We start from the raw sequence: 18,043 nt of genomic DNA on the forward strand, positions 1-18,043 counted from the left end.
TTCAGATCTCCTCAAGTGTCACTTGGAATAGATCTTCTCCAAAGCTTTCGAAGATCTCAACTTGCACAGTATGCCGGGCACCAGCTGCTGTTATTCTCCTACCCTTGCTTTTTTCGATCTTGTAAAGTTCCTCTCGCAAGAGAGTTGCTTCTTCGGTGCTCGCCTCCAGCCTGGCTATAGCAAATCCTATCCCACCTTGCATCGCGAAAATTTCCTCGTAGCCATCCTTATTCTCAATTTCGAGTTCACTCGCTCCGATTTCGATGGCCTTTGAGGTAATTTCCGTAAGCGGACTATCTTTTCTGCTGGCATGATCAGTCATTTTTGTCATTGTCCCGTTGGATCTGATGGTGCGCGAGCGTCTCGCCCAACGCTGCCATTCAGGGGCGGCCTACTGTGCTGTTGCCAAAGGGCAACACCGAACCAAGACACTATTCTACCAGCGCAGAGCCTTTGCAGCGATGCGATTTTCACAGGCACAGATTGCCACAATTAGACACTCCCTCAATTGAAGTCTTGCTTGGGCCGTCTTCTGCAATGAGCTTGCCAGGTAGGTACTGGCTTTGAACAGAGTTTGTTTGCCTGGTTAATCCCCGGAAATCTACCCGACTTCAAAGGTGAAAATCTGCCGCTGTTTGCAGCGCTACTTCAGGCTTACCATAAAATTCACCTGTTGGGAATACTGACAACTCATATTTACCGTGAGCGTAACTATAGAACGCTAATTCCCATTTCTCTTCATCACCAAAGTAACGCAACCGAAAAAGATGAACCGGCGTATTGCGCAGACGTTGCAGGTACTCTTCGCGGCTTTCCGCCCAATCCGGTGGGGGCCAGTTTGGGCCGGGTGGCTCTGGTTCCGTGTAGGCATCAACATAACAAAATTGTCCGCGAAACCGCATGTCAAGTCGGGTGTAGCTACCAGCAAGATGGGTTTCGGCATAGTCTCGGATACGTTTTTTAGTGCGATTCTTAACGGCTTCGTTTATCTTCACGTATGAAACATCCTCATTATAAACGGTAAACGAGTTCAATGGCCAGAACGTTGCCGTCATTGTAGCTCCTGAGAGTGCAAGTGTCAATGCAAAGTGTCTTCTTGTTGAGTTACACCATTGTCCCACCCACAGCAGGAAACTTCGCTGCCCGATGAAAACACGGGAAAGGCAAGCATTTCGCTGAACTTCAATACAACTGACGAGAAACGAGCGGGTTCTGGCGGCGCAGCGCGTGCCGCTGGAGTCGAGAATTGGACAGATGGACAGCTGTGGTCTATAATTGCATTTTGCTGGCCTGATTGAGTTGGCGATCGCGCCTGATATGCTGGTCGTCTTGTCCTCTCCTTGTGGCTCACAGGCCGATAGAGAAAACAAAACCGGAGCTCGTCGAATACTTTCGTTTTTGAAAACGAGGCTTGTCCTCAGCCATGGAGGCGTTTAAGTGGCTAACCATCGTTCTGCATTGAAGCGCGTTCGCTCTTCGGAGAAGAAGCGCCAGCGAAACCTTGCCGTACGGGGCGGTGCCCGTACGGCCGTAAAACGTGCCCGTACTCTTATCGAGGCCCAGCAATGGGACGAAGCAGAAGCGGCCGTCAAATCAGCTGTGATCGCACTGGACCGTGCTGCGTCCAAGGGCGTCATTCATAAAAACAACGCTTCACGGCGAAAGTCCCGCCTGGTGCGAGGCTACCAACAGGCGCGTGCTGCAGCCCAGTAGCTGAACTTGCCAGACCATCTGGCCTGGCCATCCGGAAAAAGAAAAAGGGAACTGGTTTTGTGCCAGTTCCCTTTCTGTGTCCTTGCAACTTCCAGTGGCCTGTGGAGGGAATGTCAAGCCTCTTGCTCAGAAGGCATCTCTTCTGACGGGTTTTCCCCGGGCTCAGCGGTGTCTTCCGCCTGCTTGTCAATCGATGTGGCAGCTTGTCCGTCGGGGAAAAAAGTATAGCCAATGCCACGTTTGGTGCGCAGGAAATTGGGCTTCTTGGGATCGGGTTCGATGATTCCCCGCAGCCAGCTCATGTGAACATCCAGGGTTCTGGTGTCCTCCAGGTAGGTGGTGTTCCACACGTCCTGCATGATCTGCTTGCGAGCCACCGGACGATTGGGATTCTGCATCAACAGCTCAAGCAGCTGGAACAGCTTTGGTGTGAGCCGTCCCTCTCCCGCTGGACCGATGATCGTCTGTTCGTCGAGGTCGAGCACAAAAGCACCTTCGACAAGCACCTGGCGACGGTTGCCTTCGAGGGCTTGTTCGATTGACTTGAGGACGCGATGCCAGGTTGTCGGGCCGGGAAGCAGGTAATCATATGAGATGCTTGCCAGGGTATCGTCCTCAGCGATGAGCACGATACGGGCCTGGGGAGCGCTCTGTCGCAAATTGAGACACATTTGCTCTGGCGGTACAGGAAGTGAGACCGAGTCGACGACGATCACGTCAGGCTGGGAATCTTCCAGAGCGCGCAATGCCCGGGATTGGCTGGCAGCAAAACCCACGTCATAACTGTTGAGCCCGAGATGGCGCCAAAGGGCAGCATAGTTGTCGGGCTGTCGGCCGAGAAATAAAATGCGGTTGGACATGGGACGGACTGAACCCCTCCGGGAAACCCCAATTCTTATCAGGGCCTGGCGCTAGCGGCTCTTCGTCAAGGGAGCCAAGCGGAAGGACTGAAACAGATCGTGGGAAACCTGCGCAGGCGGATTATACAACAAAGGCGCCGGACGTGCAATCATGACAACATACCGATCCAAGATCATTGACCTTTGTTAGTCGTCGTAGTATAATCGATTGCCATGAGTGACCCAGAGAACCAAAACCATAGAGCTGACGCGCCTGGCGATTGGTCAAGCGGACAGCTTGTCTGTGTGGTTCTTCCGACTTACAACGAAGCTGACAATTTGCCAGCGATGGTCGCTGCACTCCTGGGACTTCCCGTTCCAAACCTTCATATCATCGTTGTCGATGATGCATCTCCCGATGGTACGGGCGACATTGCAGATCGCCTTGCTCGCCACCACGAAGGCCGAATCCACGTGCTGCACCGGACTGAGAAGCGGGGGCTTGGCCGCGCTTATGTGGCCGGCTTCAAACGAGCGCTTTCCCTGGGCGCCGAGTACATCGTGCAAATGGACGCCGATTTCTCCCATAGTCCGGAGGATGTCATTCGCCTGCTGGATGGCATCGTCGACGCCGATGTCGTCATCGGCTCGCGCTATGTGTCGGGCGGGGAGCTGGATGGTGACTGGAATTGGGGCCGCCGTTTCCTGAGTTGGTGGGCCAATGCAGTCTGGACCCAGTCGTTTCTGGGTTTGTCGGTGAGCGACTCCACGGCCGGGTTCAAATGCTGGCGGCGCCACACCCTGGCGGCTATCGACCTCGATCAAATCCGCTCCAACGGCTACGTTTTCCAGGTCGAAATGTGTTACGTGACCGAGCGCCTGGGTTTCCGCACGGTTGAAATCCCGATCTTCTTCGAAGACCGCCGGGTAGGCCAATCCAAAATGACCATGTCAGTCAAGTTTGAGGCGGCGTGGCGGGTATTTGATATCCGTTGGCGACACCGCAACCTGACGAAACAGGTGACGGACTCCCAGGCTGTACCGGTCAACCTACCACAATCGCCGCGAGAGACGGGATCTACCTGATGGATTGGCAATACGCGTTGATCTGCTCCCGCGATCATCTCCTCTTCGGAGGATACAAGATCGACCAGCCTGTTGCCCTGCTGGCCGGCAGGGTCTGGGGGTTGTAGAAAACCCGCTCCCATGAAACGAGACGCGTTTCGCCGCGGCGTCCTGGCTGCAGCGATTTTGCTGCTGGTTTCCCTTCTCTGGTTTGCACCCGTCGTATTGGGTGGCAAAACCCTGATCCCCGCCGAAAATCTCTACCAATTTCAACCCTGGCAATCCCTGGCAACCCAGGCGGGGGTGGGTGACCCCCAGAACGAGTTGGTCAACGATCTGTTGCTGGAGAACTTTGTCTGGAAGAGCTTTCTGCGACAGGCTATCGATCAGGGTGAACTTCCTCTTTGGAATCCCAATCTGTTCACTGGCCTTCCCTTTTTGGCAGCCGGTCAGCATTCCGCCCTCTATCCTCTCTCACTGATCTTCTATCTCCTGCCGCTGCCGATGGCTTACGGTGTTTTCACCTGGCTACAGCTGGCCATTGCTGGATTCGGCATGCTTTTGTTGGCTCGTTCCCTGCGACTGGGCTGGGCAGCAAGTCTGTTTGCCGGGTTTGCCTACGCCTTTAGCAGTTTCTTCGTCGTCAGTGTTGTGTTCACCATGATCATCGCGGCAGCGGCGTGGCTGCCATGGATACTTGCCGCGGTTGAGATGATCATCAGAAAACAGGAAGAGAAGGGGGACGCCGACTATTCTCCTGTTCCCTATGTGATCGCCGGCGCGGCGGCATTGGGTATCCAGGTTCTGGCCGGCCATCCAGAGATTAGCGTGCTGGTGTTGTTGACCACAGCTTTTTATGCTCTATGGCGTCTCATTCTGCTTTGGCGGCGCATCGGGAGTATTCGCCGGCCACTTCACCTGGCTGTCTGGCTTCTGGTGATGGTCCTGGCCGGCCTTGCCATCGGGAGTATCCAGCTGATTCCTCTGCTGGAACTGGTCACATCCAGTTTCCGCGAGGGTTCGGTCAGCTACGATCAGGTAGTGGGCTGGGCATGGCCGGTCCGGCAAGTGATCACCTTCCTCCTGCCGGACTTCTTTGGAAATCCAAGCCATCATGGTTGGTTCGATCCCGGGCTGCATCTCTATCGCGAGGCTGGCCCTAACGCCTTCGGTGAACCGGTTCGCGACGTGTTCTGGGGGGTCAAGAACTATGTCGAAGGTGGCAACTACCTGGGCATCATGACCTTGCTGCTGGCCCTGGTTGCGGTTGGCGGGGCACTGGCGTCAGCGATTCGCGGGGTGTCTAGCCGGAACCAGCCCACGGGATCGACAGCCAGCCAAGAGGTAGCCCCACCAGATTCCAGCCTGCCGGGCGGGGATACGCGACACATTTGGCTCTTCGCCGCTCTGGCGCTGCTGAGTCTGGCGTTTGCTTTCGGCACGCCACTCTACGCCCTTCTCTTCTACGGCGTACCAGGCTATAAACAACTGCATTCGGCTTTTCGCTGGGTGTTCCCCTATACCCTGGCTATGTCGGCATTGGCTGGCTATGGCATGCAAATGCTGCTGGACCGGCTGGCTGGCGCTGGCGAGTCGGGAACGCGTATTGCCCGGCTTGGCCGGGTGTTGGGTTTCGCCAGTATGGCCGTTGGAATCTTCGCGCTGCTGGCGGTGTTGGCAAGCCTCATCAGGCCGGAGCCGTTTGCGGCTATCGGACAACGGATCGTGGACTGGTCCGATCTGGCCCAGAGGGTTTTTGCGGGAGGCGAGGATTTCTGGGGCTACCAGTGGGGAAATTTGCTGCATTTCGGTGTCTTCTCGACGCTGGCGGGTTTGTGGTTGATCTTCGCGACCCGCTCGGTTGCATCGACAGGACGAAATCTCAGGCGCTGGCTGGCGCCGGCCGCCATGGCGATCTTGATGGTCGACCTGTTTCTGGTACTTGGTGGATTCAACCCCGCCTCTGATCCGGAGCTTCTTGAAAGGACGCCGCCCAGCGTGGCCTTCCTTCAGCAGGATGATGATCTCTGGCGGTTGAGCTCGTTTGAAGGCGAGGGAACGAGCAAAACCTTCAATGCCAATACACCCTGGATGAGCGGGCTGCAGGATATCCGTGGATACGACTCCATCATCTCCAAACAGTATGTCGATTACATGGAGTCCATCGAGCCTCAGGGTCAACTGCTTTACAACCGCATCTCTCCCTTTTACGATCCGGCCAGCCTGGATGATCCGCTGACAGACCTGTTGGGCGTAAAATACATCATGACGGAGCTGCCGTTGGAGCTGCCTGCTGAAAGCGGATGGGCCGTGGTGTACGACGACGAAGTTCGCATTCTCGAAAACAGGGATGTCTTCCCCCGCGCCTTCGTGGCGGCGGGCGTCGAACTGGCGCAGGCGGACGACGTGCTGAGGGCCATGCGCGGTGTGGATCTTCGCGAGGTCGTCGTGCTGGAGGAGGCGCCACCGGTCCCGGTGCCGGCAACAGGTGCACCCCTGCTGGCATCGGGTTTCAGCCGGCCGCCGGCTGACTATGACGGTCGCATGCCCGCCGGTGAGCTGCCTGCGCCAGCCTCTCCGCAGCTGCGTACAGCGACGGTAAGCAGGTATGGCACGCGTGAAGTTTTCGTCGACCTGAACCTGGATGATCGGGGTTGGCTGGTATTGACCGATGCCTGGTTCCCCGGTTGGAAGGCCTTTCTGCGTCCCTTTGGCGTGGTCGGGGAGGGCGTGGATGCTGAGGGCAATCCGCTGGAAACTGAGCTACCCATTTTTCGGGCAGATGGCAATTTCCGGGCGGTGTATCTGCCACAGGCGGGTCAATGGACCGTAAGATTCGTCTATTCCCCCCGATCGGTGCAACTGGGCATCTATGTCACCTTCCTGGCACTCGTGAGTCTGCTCCTGTTGGGAGGCGCCTGGGCCTGGGGAAGGTTCTACCGGGAAACGGAGGATGAGCACTCCGAGGTCCGGAGGGTTGCCAAAAACAGCACGGTTCTGATGGCGCTTTCTCTGTTGAATCGGGCCATTGATTTCGTTTTCGCCATGCTGCGATTGCGTGTGCTGGGCCCTGCCGGCGAGGGCAGTTACGCCTTCACCATCGCCATCTATGGCTTCTTCGAAATCCTGGTCCGGTTCGGGCTTGGCACCCTGTTGACAAGAGATGTCGCTCAGGAGAAGGACCAGGCCGGGCGCTACCTGGTGAACGTGTTGACGCTGCGCTTAGGCCTGTGGGTATTGGCGCTGCCCCTGGTGGGTTTGGTCATGGCCATCTATGCGGCGAGTGGAAGTCTGACCACACAGGAAGCGCAGGCCATCGGCCTCTTCACCATCGCCCTTTTCTTCGCCACCCTCTCCGACAGCTTTACGGCGGTTTTCACCGCCTACGAAAAGATGGAATATCCGGCGGCCATCGCCAGCGCCATGACGGTAGCCAAGGTGGGCCTGGGCGCCCTGGTGCTGCTACCTCCCTTCAGCTGGGGATTCGTCGGTCTGGCTGGCGTCAGCGTGGTCACCAATATCATTCAGAGCATCTGGCTGGGGATAGCGCTCCGGCGCCATGTACCCATGCATTACTCCAGGGCCGATTTTGCCGTTCAGCGGGTGATGTTGAGGGAATCGTATCCACTGATGCTGAATCACCTCCTGGCCAGCGTCTTTTGGCGGATCGATCTCTGGATCTTGCGGCCGTTGGCAGGGGCAGCGTCCGTCGGGATCTATTCGGCGGCTGTCAAATATCTCGATGGCATCAATGTGATTCCCAGCTATTTTACCCTGGCAATCTTTCCGCTGATGAGCCGTTATGCCAAGGATAGCCATGAGTCGTTGGTGCGGGCCTACCAGTTGGCAATTCGTCTGTTGGTCATGATCGCGTTGCCGATCGCCGTGGTCGTGACCGTACTTGCCACGCCGTTGATCAGGATTCTTGGCGGTGCCGCCTACCTGCCCGATTCCGCGATTGCCCTGCGAATCCTCATCTGGTCGATCCCTGTCGGTTTTGTCAACAGTGTCACACAATACGTGCTGATCGCCGTGGGGCAGCAACGGTTTCTGACAAAGGCCTTTTTCGTGGGTGTTGCTTTCAATACGTCGTTGAATCTATTGCTGATCCCGCGGTATGGGTACCAGGCTGCCGCAGTAGTGACCATTTTCAGCGAATTCAGTCTTCTGATCCCATTCTATCTTGCCGTAAGGCGCCATGTCGCAACGTTGCCCTGGGTAGATTTGATTTGGCGCCAGGTCGTTGCCGCCGTTGTGATGGGTGGCGTGGCCTTCGTTCTTATGGACCGTTCTCCGTGGGTGGCCGCAGGTGCTGGCACCGTTGTTTATGTCCTTGTCCTGCTGGCACTGGGCACTTTTCGAGATCCCGACATGGCGCGCGTCTGGCAAGCCTTTCCTGGCCGTCGCCGGGCGACAGCCATCGATACAGGAGAAGGTGAGTAGCGATGAAACTTCAGGATCTTCTCAATACCGCAGGAGCCCTGCGGTTTGGCTTGTGGTTAGGGCGCGTCATACCCCTGCGCCTTGGGTTGGCTCTATCCGATCTGATCACAGGTTTCTTTGTGCGTCGAAGCGACTCCCCTTTGCTGAAGACGGTCAGCGGAAATCTTCGTGTCGTGCTCGGCCCTGACGTTCCGGAGGAGCAGGTTATGCGCACGACAGGAGCTGTGTTCCGCAACGCGGGCCGGATGTATTTCAACTTCTTTCATTCAGTAGGCAAAGGTACGGAGTCGGTGGTCGACCAGGTAACTTTCAGCTCACAGACCAATTATCATCTCTGGGAAAGGGCAGAGGCAGGCCAGGGAGCAGTGGTAGTTGGGGCTCATCTGGGCCCCTTTGATATGGCGGCAGTGGCCCTGTCACAAATGGATATTCCTGTCAAGGTGTTGGCCTGGGCAGATCCGACCAGAGGGTATCAAGTGCAGAACGAACTCAGGTCGATCGCCAAGGTGCAGTGGATGACCATTGGCACGAAGGCGTTGCGTGACGCCATCCGCCTGTTGCGCAATGGCGGCTTCGCTATGACGGCGGTCGATCGTCCAGTGTCGATCGACCGCGAGGAACAGCTGCTCTTTTTTGGCCGCCCAACCGGAATGCCCGTCGGCCACGTGCGTCTGGCTTTGCAGACGAACGTCCCCGTACTCGTTGTGGCCGCCGAGTATTTTCCCGACCGTAACCATGTCATGGTACACATTGTGAAACGGGTGGACATGGAGCATACCGGCGACAAGCGGGAAGATATTCGGCGCAATGCGCAGCGCATTTTAACAATCATCGAAAGCCTGATCATAGCTCGTCCCGAACAATGGATGATGTATTTCCCCGTTTGGGAGGATGTTGCTGACTAGGGGATGGGGGGACGCGGGGACGCGGGGGATATCCGATGTCAATATGTCACGAACCATATCTTGACATGGCGACATATTGACATAATGGTACCAGAGAAAAAAACGACCTTCCGAACACGAGGGGATTTGGGCAGGAGGACGGGGTTGTGGGAGTGGATCAGAGATAGCCCAGTTGTTTGGCCGCCAGGAGCAGCTCATCCCGAAACGCGGGATGAGCAATAGTGATCAGCTCCAGCGCCCGCTGTCGGATCGTCTTGCCATGCAGAGACGCCACACCATATTCTGTGACCACATGATGCACATCATTGCGGCTGGTGACGACACCGGCGCCCTCGGCAAGCATGGGCACGATCCGGCTGACCGAATCACCCTTGGCAGTCGACAGAAAAGCAATAATGGGCAAGCCGCCCTTGGAGCGAGCGGCGCCCCTGATGAAGTCCACCTGTCCGCCGACCCCGCTATAGAGACGTGGACCGATGGAGTCTGCACATACCTGGCCTGTCAGGTCGACTTGAAGGGCAGAGTTTATCGACACCATTCGCTCGTTTTGGGCAATATTGAATGGGTCGTTGACGTAATCGCTGGGGTGCAGCTCGATGATAGGGTTATTGTCCACAAATTCATAGAGCCGCGCCGTGCCGAAACAAAAACCGGCGATGATTTTTCCGGGGTGAAAGGTCTTCTGAGAACAGGTGATCACACCGGTTTCGACCATATCGATCACGCCATCGGAGAAGAGCTCCGTGTGAACCCCCAGATCGCGATGATCGCCAAGGTTATTCAGCACGGCATCGGGAATGCTGCCGAGCCCCATCTGCAGAGTAGCGCCGTTGGGAATCATCTCGGCGATATATTGGCCGATACGCAGATGCAGTTCCGAACTGCCTCCCTGGGGTGCTTCGGGAAGGGGTCGATCGACTTCGACAATGGCATCCAGCCGACTGACGTGAATAAAGGAATCGCCCAGCGTCCGCGGCATTTTTCCATTGACCTCGGCGATAACAATTCGGGCGGCCTCGGCGGCCGGCTTGGTCGTACCAACCTCGACACCAAAGCTACAGAAACCATGTTCATCCGGCACTGAGACAGATATCAGAGCCACATCCAGAGGCAGGGTGCCGCCGGCCCGGAAGAGGTCAGGGATATCGGAAAGGAAGACGGGGGTGTAATCCGCCCTCCCTTCCTGAACTGCCTGGCGAACGTTGCCGCCGATGAAGAGCGCATTGTGGCGGTAGGAACTCTGAAGTTCCGGCGCTACATAGGGCGCATCGGCGAAGGTCAGGATGTGGGTGATTTCCACATCCCGCAGGTGTGGGGCAGCACCTTTCAACCCACCCACCAACCCAATGGGAACGCCGGCGCCACCCCCGATATAGATGCGGTCCCCCGACTTGGTGAGAGCCAGTGCGCCCTCGACGTCCAAAACCTTGCGCCTGTAGATGGCCTCCCAGTTCATCGAGGGACTCCGTCGCGAAGGTCGATTTCGAGTTCCCGCCCCAGCGCGTCGGCCAATCCCGGGCTTGAGATTTGACCTCGATAGACGCTAACCCCGCGGCGCAAGCTGTGCACAGTTTCCAGCGCACCCTCGAGGCCCAATTCGCCGATGGCCTGTAGATAGGGCAACGCTGTGTTGGTCAGGGCGTGGCTGGCTGTGCGGGCTACCGCAGAGGTGATGTTGGGCACGCAGTGGTGGATAACCTGCTCGGCTACAAAAGTCGGGTCGCGCAGGGTAGTTGGGCGGCTTGTTTCGACACAACCGCCCTGGTCGATGGAAAAGTCGATAATCACCGCACCGGGGCGCATTTTTCTGACCGCATCCCGGCGAATCAGTGCAGGCGTTCGTTTCCCGGGCACCAAAATGGCGCCCACCAGGACGTCGACGAAGCCGGCGATCCGGTTAAGGTTGAACTCATTGGCGATCATGGTGGTGACTGTGCCACCATAGCTGTCATCGACCATGCGAAGCTTGTTCACGTCCCTGTCGAGCACAATCACCTGGGCTCCCAATCCAACGAACGCCCGGGCCGCGCTCTGTCCCAGGGTGCCACCACCGACGATGGCTACGATGGCCCTGGCGACGCCAGGAATGCCACTGAGAAGAATCCCTCGTCCGCCTTCCGTGGTGGTCAACAGCTGACCAGCGATGACAGGCGCCAGGCGACCTGCCACTTCGCTCATGGGGATGAGTACGGGCAGGCTGCCGTCATTGTCCTGAATGGTTTCATAGGAGATGGCGGTGATCGACTTCTCAGAGAGATCTGCCAGTAGATCGGAAGATGCTACTGGCAGATGAAAGAATGAGAAAATGCTCTGCCCGGGTCTAAACAGCTGGTGTTCCTGGGCCATCGGGCGAGCGATGGAAAGTACTACGTTGGCGCGACCATAAGCCTCGGCAGCCGTGTAGACGATCCGGGCACCTGCCCTTCGATAATGTTCGTCACTGAAACCAGCTCCTGCGCCGGCATTGCGTTCAACGTGGACCGTGTGCCCGGCCTGAACCAGGCTCAGAACGCCGGCAGGCGTCAGGCCAGCGCGGCTCTCAAGGTCGCGAACTTCTTTGGGAACTCCGAACTCCATTGGTCGACTCGCTCCATTAGTTGACTACGGAAGGTTGAATATTTTCGCCACAGAGGAAGGCATGGATATTGTCGGCGGCGGTGTGTCCCGCAGCAATGGCTGTGACGACCAGATCGGGACCGTGCACGTTGTCCCCACCGGCGAACACTCCCTCGCGGCTCGTTGCACCCGTCTCGTCATCGATCACGATCAAGCCCCATTTGTGGGTGGCAAGATCCCTGGTCGTTTCGCCCATCAAGGGATCGGGCCAATAGCCAATGGCAAGGATCGCTGTATCGACATCCTGGATGAATTCTGAGCCCTCGATTGGCACCGGACGCCGCCGACCCGACGAGTCAGGCTCCCCAAGTTCCATCTTGATGATCTTCATGGCTTCGACGTGGCCATTTTCATCCCCGATGAACTCCACTGGAGCCCGAAGATAATCGATCTGGAGGCCTTCCTCCACGGAGATGGCTCGCTCTTTGGCATTGCCGGGCATTTCGGCCTCGGTGCGGCGGTAGACGATAGTCACCTCTTCGGCGCCCAGGCGAATCGACGATCGGCCGCAGTCCACGGCTGTATCGCCACCACCGATGATGGCAACGCGCTTGCCGACGGCCGGTTTCTCTTTCTGACCCAGGGGCAGGTATTGTCGCGGCACATTGGCTCGCACCAGAAACTCCGTGGCCGAGTAGATGCCGTCCAGATTGTCTCCCGGGATGTCCATGGTCGCCTCGACGCCTGCCCCTGTGCCTAAAAAGACGGCGTCGTACTCTTGCGCCAGGTCATCCACGGTGACGGCATCGCCGATGCGGAAGTTGGTGATGAAGTGAACCCCGGCATCTTCCAGATCCTTGATCTTGTACATCACGACGTGCTTATCGAGCTTGAAGCTGGGAATGCCGTAGACCAGCACGCCTCCAGGCACGGGCCACGCCTCGTAGACAGTAACGTTGTGCCCCAGTTTCACCAGATCCTCCGCGACGGTAATGCCGGCCGGCCCTGAGCCTACGACGGCTACACGTTTTCCCGTCTTGGTTTCAGGTACCTCTATTGCCAACTCGCCGGCTTGACGGGCCCGGTCAGTGACAAAGGCCTCCAGCTTGCCGATGGAAAGGGAGCCGTGCCAGCGACCCATGACGCATCCGTACTGGCAAAGGTTGGGACAGACGCGGCCACAAACCTCGGGCAGCGGACTGGTGGCAGCAAAGACCTTTGCCGCGCCGATAAAATCTCCCTCGCTGGCAAGCCACAGCGCCTGGGGCACATCGTTTCCTGCAGGGCAGCGGGTGACGCAGGGTTGGGGGGCGGGGCATTGCATGCAGCGAGAAGACTCCAGCTGGGCTGATTCGGCATCGAAACCCACCAGCGCCTCCGCGAAATCCATGATCCTTTCTTCGACCGGACGCATGTCGTAATCGACTGCAAGGGTGTGCACTCTGTCCCTGCGGTCGATTTCCCTATTGAGTGTATCCGTCGACATTGGAATCCTCCTGAGTGTTCGTTGGCACTTCTCTGTGCCGCATATTATGGGTTCTTCGTGATCGGATTGCAAATTTGCCAGAGGCCTGGTGTCTACTTGGCCAGAAGGCCGGGCGACTTGCCTCTACATCAACTTCCTGAACGATACCAGAGACCAACAATATTTGTACTATTCGCGTTTTATATTTCACAAGACATATTAACACAACTTGGCGATTTTGAAAATAATTGGAGACGCCATCGGGATCATGCCAGTTCCACCCGCACTGCGCAGACCTTGAATTCGGGAATCTTGGCCTGGGGATCGATGACCGGGTTGGTCAGGAAATTTGCCGCCGACTCTGCAAAATGAAACGTTGCAAAGATCAGTCCTGGCTCGACCCGATCAGTTACCTGGGCTTTGGCAACTATCTCGCCTCGACGGGAGGCAACCTTCATTAAGTCACCATTGCCGATCCGGGCATGGGCCGCATCCCTGGGATGGATCTCTACCAGGGCTTCGGGATACATAGCTTCCAGACCTCTGGCTCGATGGGTCATTTCTCCACCGTGCCAGTGATAGAGCACCCGTCCCGTTGTGAGCATGAGCGGGTACGCTTCGTCGGGAAGCTCGGCCGGTGGCAGATGGTCGGCTGCGGCAAAGTATCCCAGGCCCCGGCTGAAGGTACCGACGTGCAGGATGGGGGTCCCGGGATGGCGCCGGTCAAAGATAGGCCAGTGCAACTGTTCTCCCCCTTCCAGCCGGGCGTAGGTCACACCGGCATAGATGGGAGTGAGGTGATTGATTTCATCCATAGCATCGGCCGGACCTGCATATTCCCAGTCCGCCCACAGGGCATCCGGATCGGGTTCGACGGCGCCCATGGCAAGCATTCTTTTGGCAAGCTGGGTGATGATCCATGAGTCGGTCTGGGCTTCGCCCGGCGGCGAGATTGCCCGTCGAACGCGCTGAATGCGACGCTCGGTATTGGTGAAGGTTCCTTCCTTCTCGGCAAAGCTGGCCGCAGGCAATATGACGTCGGCGAATTGCCCCGTCTCCGTGAAGAAAAGGTCCTGCACGACGATGAACTCGGTCTTCTGGAGGGTATGGCGCACGTGATTCAGGTCGGGATCGCTGACCATGGGATTCTCGCCGATCACGTAGAGGCAGCGAACCTTACCCTGCTCGGCAGCGTCCAACATCTCGGTGACGGTCAATCCGACCTTATCGTCCAGCGGCACGCCCCATGCCTGTTCAAATTTCTCCCGCACGGCTGGATCAGTCACTTTTTGATAACCAGCATGGACATTGGGCAGGCCGCCCATGTCGCAGGCACCCTGCACGTTGTTCTGGCCGCGCAAGGGGTTTACCCCGCTACCGGGCTTTCCCATGTTTCCCAACAACATCTGCAGGTTGGCGCAGCTCATAACGTTGGCTACACCCACCGTATGTTGGGTGATTCCCATGGCGTAGAGCAGTGCGCCGGGGCGATTCTCCGCCATCATGCGGGCGGCCAACTCGATGTCGGCCGCGGCTACGCCGGTGATCTCACTTGCCACTTCCGGCGAATATCTGTCGACAACCGCCTTCAGATCATCGAAGTTCTCGGTGCGGGTTTCGATGAATTCGTTGTCCTGCCAGCCTTCTCGCAGGATGACGTGCATCAACCCGTTGAGCAAGGCGATGTCGGTACCTGGTTTGTTGCGGAGGTGGAGGTCAGCATAGTTGGTGATGTCGATTCGTCGCGGGTCGGCGACGATCAGTCTGGCGCCACGGTGTCGCTGCGCGCGCCGGATCTTGCCACCGATCACCGGGTGGTTCTCCGTGGTGTTGCTGCCGATGATAAAAATGCACTGGCTATCCTCGACAATATCCTGAATGGAGTTCGTCATGGCGCCACTGCCAAAACTTGTCACCAGACCGGTGACGGTGGCGCTGTGTCAGAGACGGGCGCAGTGATCGATGCTGTTGGTTGCCAACATCTGCCGGGTGAATTTTGCGAACAGGAAATTCTCCTCGCTGGTGCATTTGGCGGAGGCCAACACTGCAAAGGCATCACCACCGTAGTCCTTTTTCTCCTGTACGAACTTCTGTGCCACCACCGCCAGTGCGGTGTCCCAATCGGTCTCGACGAGGGTCTCTGGCGGCGCGACGTCAACAGGCTGTTGCGATGGGCTGGTTTGTTCGTCGCTGCCATTTCTGCGCGTTCTGTTCCTTCCCCGCCGCAGTGTCAGAAGGTCACCGGCGATCCGCCACTCGCCGGCATCGATCTTCTCCTGTATGCCGCTGAGCCATTTCGCCCGTACCAGGGGGCGCTTCAACCGGTCCTCATGGTGGACATAATCGAAGCCGTAACGGCCCTTCACGCAAAGAGCCATTCCGTTGACCGGAGCGGCCTGGCTGCTGGTCACCCGAACAATCTGGTTGTTACGCACATTGAGGTCGAAGTTGCAGCCGACGCCACAGTAGGAGCAGGTGGTTCGAACCTTGGTCACCTGATTTGATCGGCCGGTGCCCAGGCTCATCTTGTCGGTCAGGGCGCCGACCGGACAGAATGCCACACATTGACCGCAGCTCTCACAGTTGGCATCCAGGAGGAACTGATCGGCGCCCGCCACCAGTTTTGTCTGAAAGCCCCGGTAAGCAAAGCTCAAGACATCCCGGTTTTGGATTTCGCTGCAGGCCCGGATACAGCGGCCGCAGAGAATGCACTTATTCAGGTCGATAGCGATAAAGGGATTTGGGTCCGGGTCGATGGGATAGTCGTGGGCGTCCCCGTACTTAGTTGGCCACGCCACACTGTAGTCGTAGACAAGATCCTGCAACTCGCAGTCACCGGCCACCTCACAGGTCATACATTCGTTGGGATGGTCGCTGAGCAGCATTTCGAGCACGAATTTGCGCGTTTCGATGGCCTCGGGGCTCATGGTGTCCACCACCATGCCCTCCATGGCAGGCGCCGTGCAGGCTGTCTGTAGCACCCGCGCCCCCTTCACCGACACCACACACATCCGGCACGCGCCGACATTGACGAGGTCGGGATGATGGCAGAGCGTTGGAATGTCGATACCGGCCAGGCAGGCAGCCTGGAGGATTGTGCTACCATCCGGGGTTGTTACATTTCTTTCGTTGATGATAAGGTTGACCGACATAGGCTTATCCTAACATACCAGGGTAGTCGCCGTGGCGACAGCGAGTCGTCGATTCACCGATAACCGTCTCAGCGGGGCGAAGTGATCAGGACGGCATCGAAATTGCAGACTTCGGCACAGAGACCGCAGCGTTCGCACAGGTCAGGATCGATGACGTGAGGCTCCTTTTTATTGCCGGTAATGGCGTTGCTGGCACAGTTGCGCGCGCAAACCATGCAGCCAGTGCAGAGTTCAGCCACGATGGTGAAGTTGATCAGGGCGGTGCACTTGCCGGCCGGGCAGCGCCGGTCCTCGATATGGGCCCGGTACTCAGCTTCGAAGTGCTGGAGTGTTGAGATCACCGGTTGGGGTGCCAATTGGCCCAGGGCACAGAGAGAACCTCGCTGCATGCCTTCGGCCAGCCAGCGGATTTCCTCCAGATCGGATTGCTTTCCTTCACCTTCGGTGATGCGCTCGAGTATCTCCAGCATACGGATGCTGCCGATACGGCATGGTGGACATTTCCCGCAGCTCTCGTCGCAGGTGAAACGCATGAAGAACTTGGCGAACTCGACCATGCAGGTCGTCTCGTCGGCGATGACCATGCCGCCCGAACCCATGACCGCACCGGCTTTTTGCAGCGAGTCGAAATCCACCGGGATGTCGAGATAGGCTTCGGGCAGGCATCCACCCAGGGGCCCACCCGTCTGGATCGCCTTGAATTGCCTGTTGTTGGGAATGCCGCCCCCCACATCGTAGATGATCTCCCGCAGGGTAATGCCCATGGGTACTTCGATCAACCCAGTGCGGTTGACCATCCCGGTCAGCGCGAAGACAGCGGTGCCTGGACTGCTCTCCGTGCCCAGACTCTTGAACCACTCGGCGCCATTCATGATCACCCGTGGCACATAGGCATAGGTCTTGACATTGTTGACATTGCTGGGTTGATCCCAGAGGCCGGCGACCGCAGGGTAAGGAGGCCGTGGGCGCGGTTGGCCCCGCTCTCCTTCGATCGATGCCATCAGCGCGGTCTCCTCGCCACAGACGAAGGCGCCGGCACCCTCCTTGATGATGATATCGTAGGAAAAGCCCGAGCCCAGGATATCCTCACCCAGGAGACCGTGCTGCCGAGCCTGGTCCAAGGCAATCCCGAGCCGCTGGATGGCAAGGGGATACTCGGCGCGGCAATAGAGATAGCCGCTTTGGGCGCCGATCGCGTAGCCTGCGATGATCATACCCTCGATCACAGAGTGAGGATCGCCTTCCAGGACGGATCGATCCATGAAAGCGCCGGGGTCACCCTCGTCGGCGTTGCAGATCACATATTTTGGCCAGTCTTGCGTCTTGCGGGCGAAGCCCCATTTGACCCCGGCCGGAAAGCCGGCGCCGCCGCGCCCGCGTAACCTGGCCGCGGTGACTTCATCGATCACCTGCTCAGGCGTCATTTCGGACAAAACCTTGTCCAGCGCTGCATAGCCATCCCGCGCCAGATAGTGGTCGATGTTTTCCGGATCAATGACTCCGCAGTTGCCAAGTAGAATGCGCTGTTGTTTGCGGTAGAACCCGATCTCGTGCCACTTTTCGATCCTATCCGCGCTGCCAGGATCCTTGTAGAGGAGCTTTTCCACCGGCTCTCCACCCACGAGGTGACTTTCGACAATGCTCTTCACCTGCCGCGGACTGACCCGGGTGTAAAAGGTCTCATCCGGGTAGACGACCATGATTGGTCCCTGTTCACAAAAACCAAAACACCCTGTTCGCCGGACCTCGATCTCTTCATCGAGGCCCTGGCTTTTCAATTCTTCGACCAATGCGTCACCAACTTCGGGGCTGGCTGACGAGGTGCAGCCCGTGCCCATGCAAATAGCGATCCAGCGGTGGTCGGGATCGGTATTTGCTGACAATCGGTTTTTTGATAGTTTTAGG

The 18,043-nt window shown here is 57.7% G+C and carries 12 protein-coding genes; 4 read left to right on the forward strand and 8 right to left on the reverse strand.

The annotated features are described in order from the left end of the window. Position 1 precedes the first annotated feature (1 nt). Complete coding sequence (locus tag U9R25_07195) at positions 2–322, reverse strand: hypothetical protein (GenBank protein MEA3335682.1); 321 nt, start codon at positions 320–322, stop codon at positions 2–4. A 289-nt stretch (positions 323–611) separates the two neighbouring features. Beyond that, a complete protein-coding gene (locus U9R25_07200; GenBank protein ID MEA3335683.1) occupies positions 612–1,055 on the reverse strand; it encodes a hypothetical protein in 444 nt (147 codons plus the stop codon). A 382-nt stretch (positions 1,056–1,437) separates the two neighbouring features. On the opposite strand from U9R25_07200, the gene rpsT reads away from it, so the two are divergent. Then, a complete protein-coding gene (gene rpsT, locus U9R25_07205; protein MEA3335684.1) occupies positions 1,438–1,713 on the forward strand; it encodes a 30S ribosomal protein S20 in 276 nt (91 codons plus the stop codon). Between the two features lie 113 nt (positions 1,714–1,826). On the opposite strand, the gene U9R25_07210 is transcribed toward rpsT, so the two are convergent. Beyond that, positions 1,827–2,573 carry a response regulator transcription factor gene (locus U9R25_07210; protein MEA3335685.1) on the reverse strand — a complete coding sequence of 249 codons (747 nt, stop codon included), beginning with the start codon at positions 2,571–2,573 and terminating at the stop codon, positions 1,827–1,829. A 285-nt stretch (positions 2,574–2,858) separates the two neighbouring features. Between U9R25_07210 and U9R25_07215 the strand changes: the two genes are divergently transcribed. The 3 genes from U9R25_07215 (at position 2,859) to U9R25_07225 (ending at position 8,965) form a co-directional block, all read left to right on the forward strand. After that, positions 2,859–3,638 carry a polyprenol monophosphomannose synthase gene (locus U9R25_07215; protein MEA3335686.1) on the forward strand — a complete coding sequence of 260 codons (780 nt, stop codon included), beginning with the start codon at positions 2,859–2,861 and terminating at the stop codon, positions 3,636–3,638. A gap of 120 nt (positions 3,639–3,758) precedes the next feature. Continuing rightward, positions 3,759–8,060: an oligosaccharide flippase family protein gene (locus U9R25_07220; GenBank protein MEA3335687.1), complete on the forward strand. Its 4,302-nt coding sequence runs from the start codon at positions 3,759–3,761 to the stop codon at positions 8,058–8,060. A gap of 2 nt (positions 8,061–8,062) precedes the next feature. After that, positions 8,063–8,965, forward strand: a complete 903-nt coding sequence (locus tag U9R25_07225) for a hypothetical protein (protein ID MEA3335688.1) — start codon at positions 8,063–8,065, stop codon at positions 8,963–8,965. Between the two features lie 157 nt (positions 8,966–9,122). On the opposite strand, the gene U9R25_07230 is transcribed toward U9R25_07225, so the two are convergent. The 5 genes from U9R25_07230 to U9R25_07250 form a co-directional block, all read right to left on the reverse strand. Beyond that, a complete protein-coding gene (locus U9R25_07230; GenBank protein ID MEA3335689.1) occupies positions 9,123–10,421 on the reverse strand; it encodes an acetyl-CoA hydrolase/transferase C-terminal domain-containing protein in 1,299 nt (432 codons plus the stop codon). Continuing rightward, positions 10,418–11,542, reverse strand: a complete 1,125-nt coding sequence (locus U9R25_07235; protein ID MEA3335690.1) for an alanine dehydrogenase — start codon at positions 11,540–11,542, stop codon at positions 10,418–10,420. Before U9R25_07235 ends, U9R25_07230 begins: the two co-directional genes overlap by 4 nt. 16 nt (positions 11,543–11,558) lie before the next feature. Continuing rightward, entirely contained in the window at positions 11,559–13,007 is a 1,449-nt protein-coding gene (gltA, locus tag U9R25_07240; GenBank protein ID MEA3335691.1) for an NADPH-dependent glutamate synthase, read from the reverse strand. A gap of 245 nt (positions 13,008–13,252) precedes the next feature. Further along, complete coding sequence (gene fdhF, locus U9R25_07245; protein MEA3335692.1) at positions 13,253–16,138, reverse strand: formate dehydrogenase subunit alpha; 2,886 nt, start codon at positions 16,136–16,138, stop codon at positions 13,253–13,255. Positions 16,139–16,206: 68 nt separating this feature from the next. Next, on the reverse strand, positions 16,207–18,021 hold the full coding sequence (locus U9R25_07250; GenBank protein MEA3335693.1) for an NADH-quinone oxidoreductase subunit NuoF: 1,815 nt from the start codon (positions 18,019–18,021) through the stop codon (positions 16,207–16,209). Between the last annotated feature and the right edge of the window lie 22 nt (positions 18,022–18,043).

This window comes from Chloroflexota bacterium, assembly GCA_034717495.1.
Classification (GTDB): Bacteria; Chloroflexota; Anaerolineae; order JAAEKA01; family JAAEKA01; genus JAYELL01.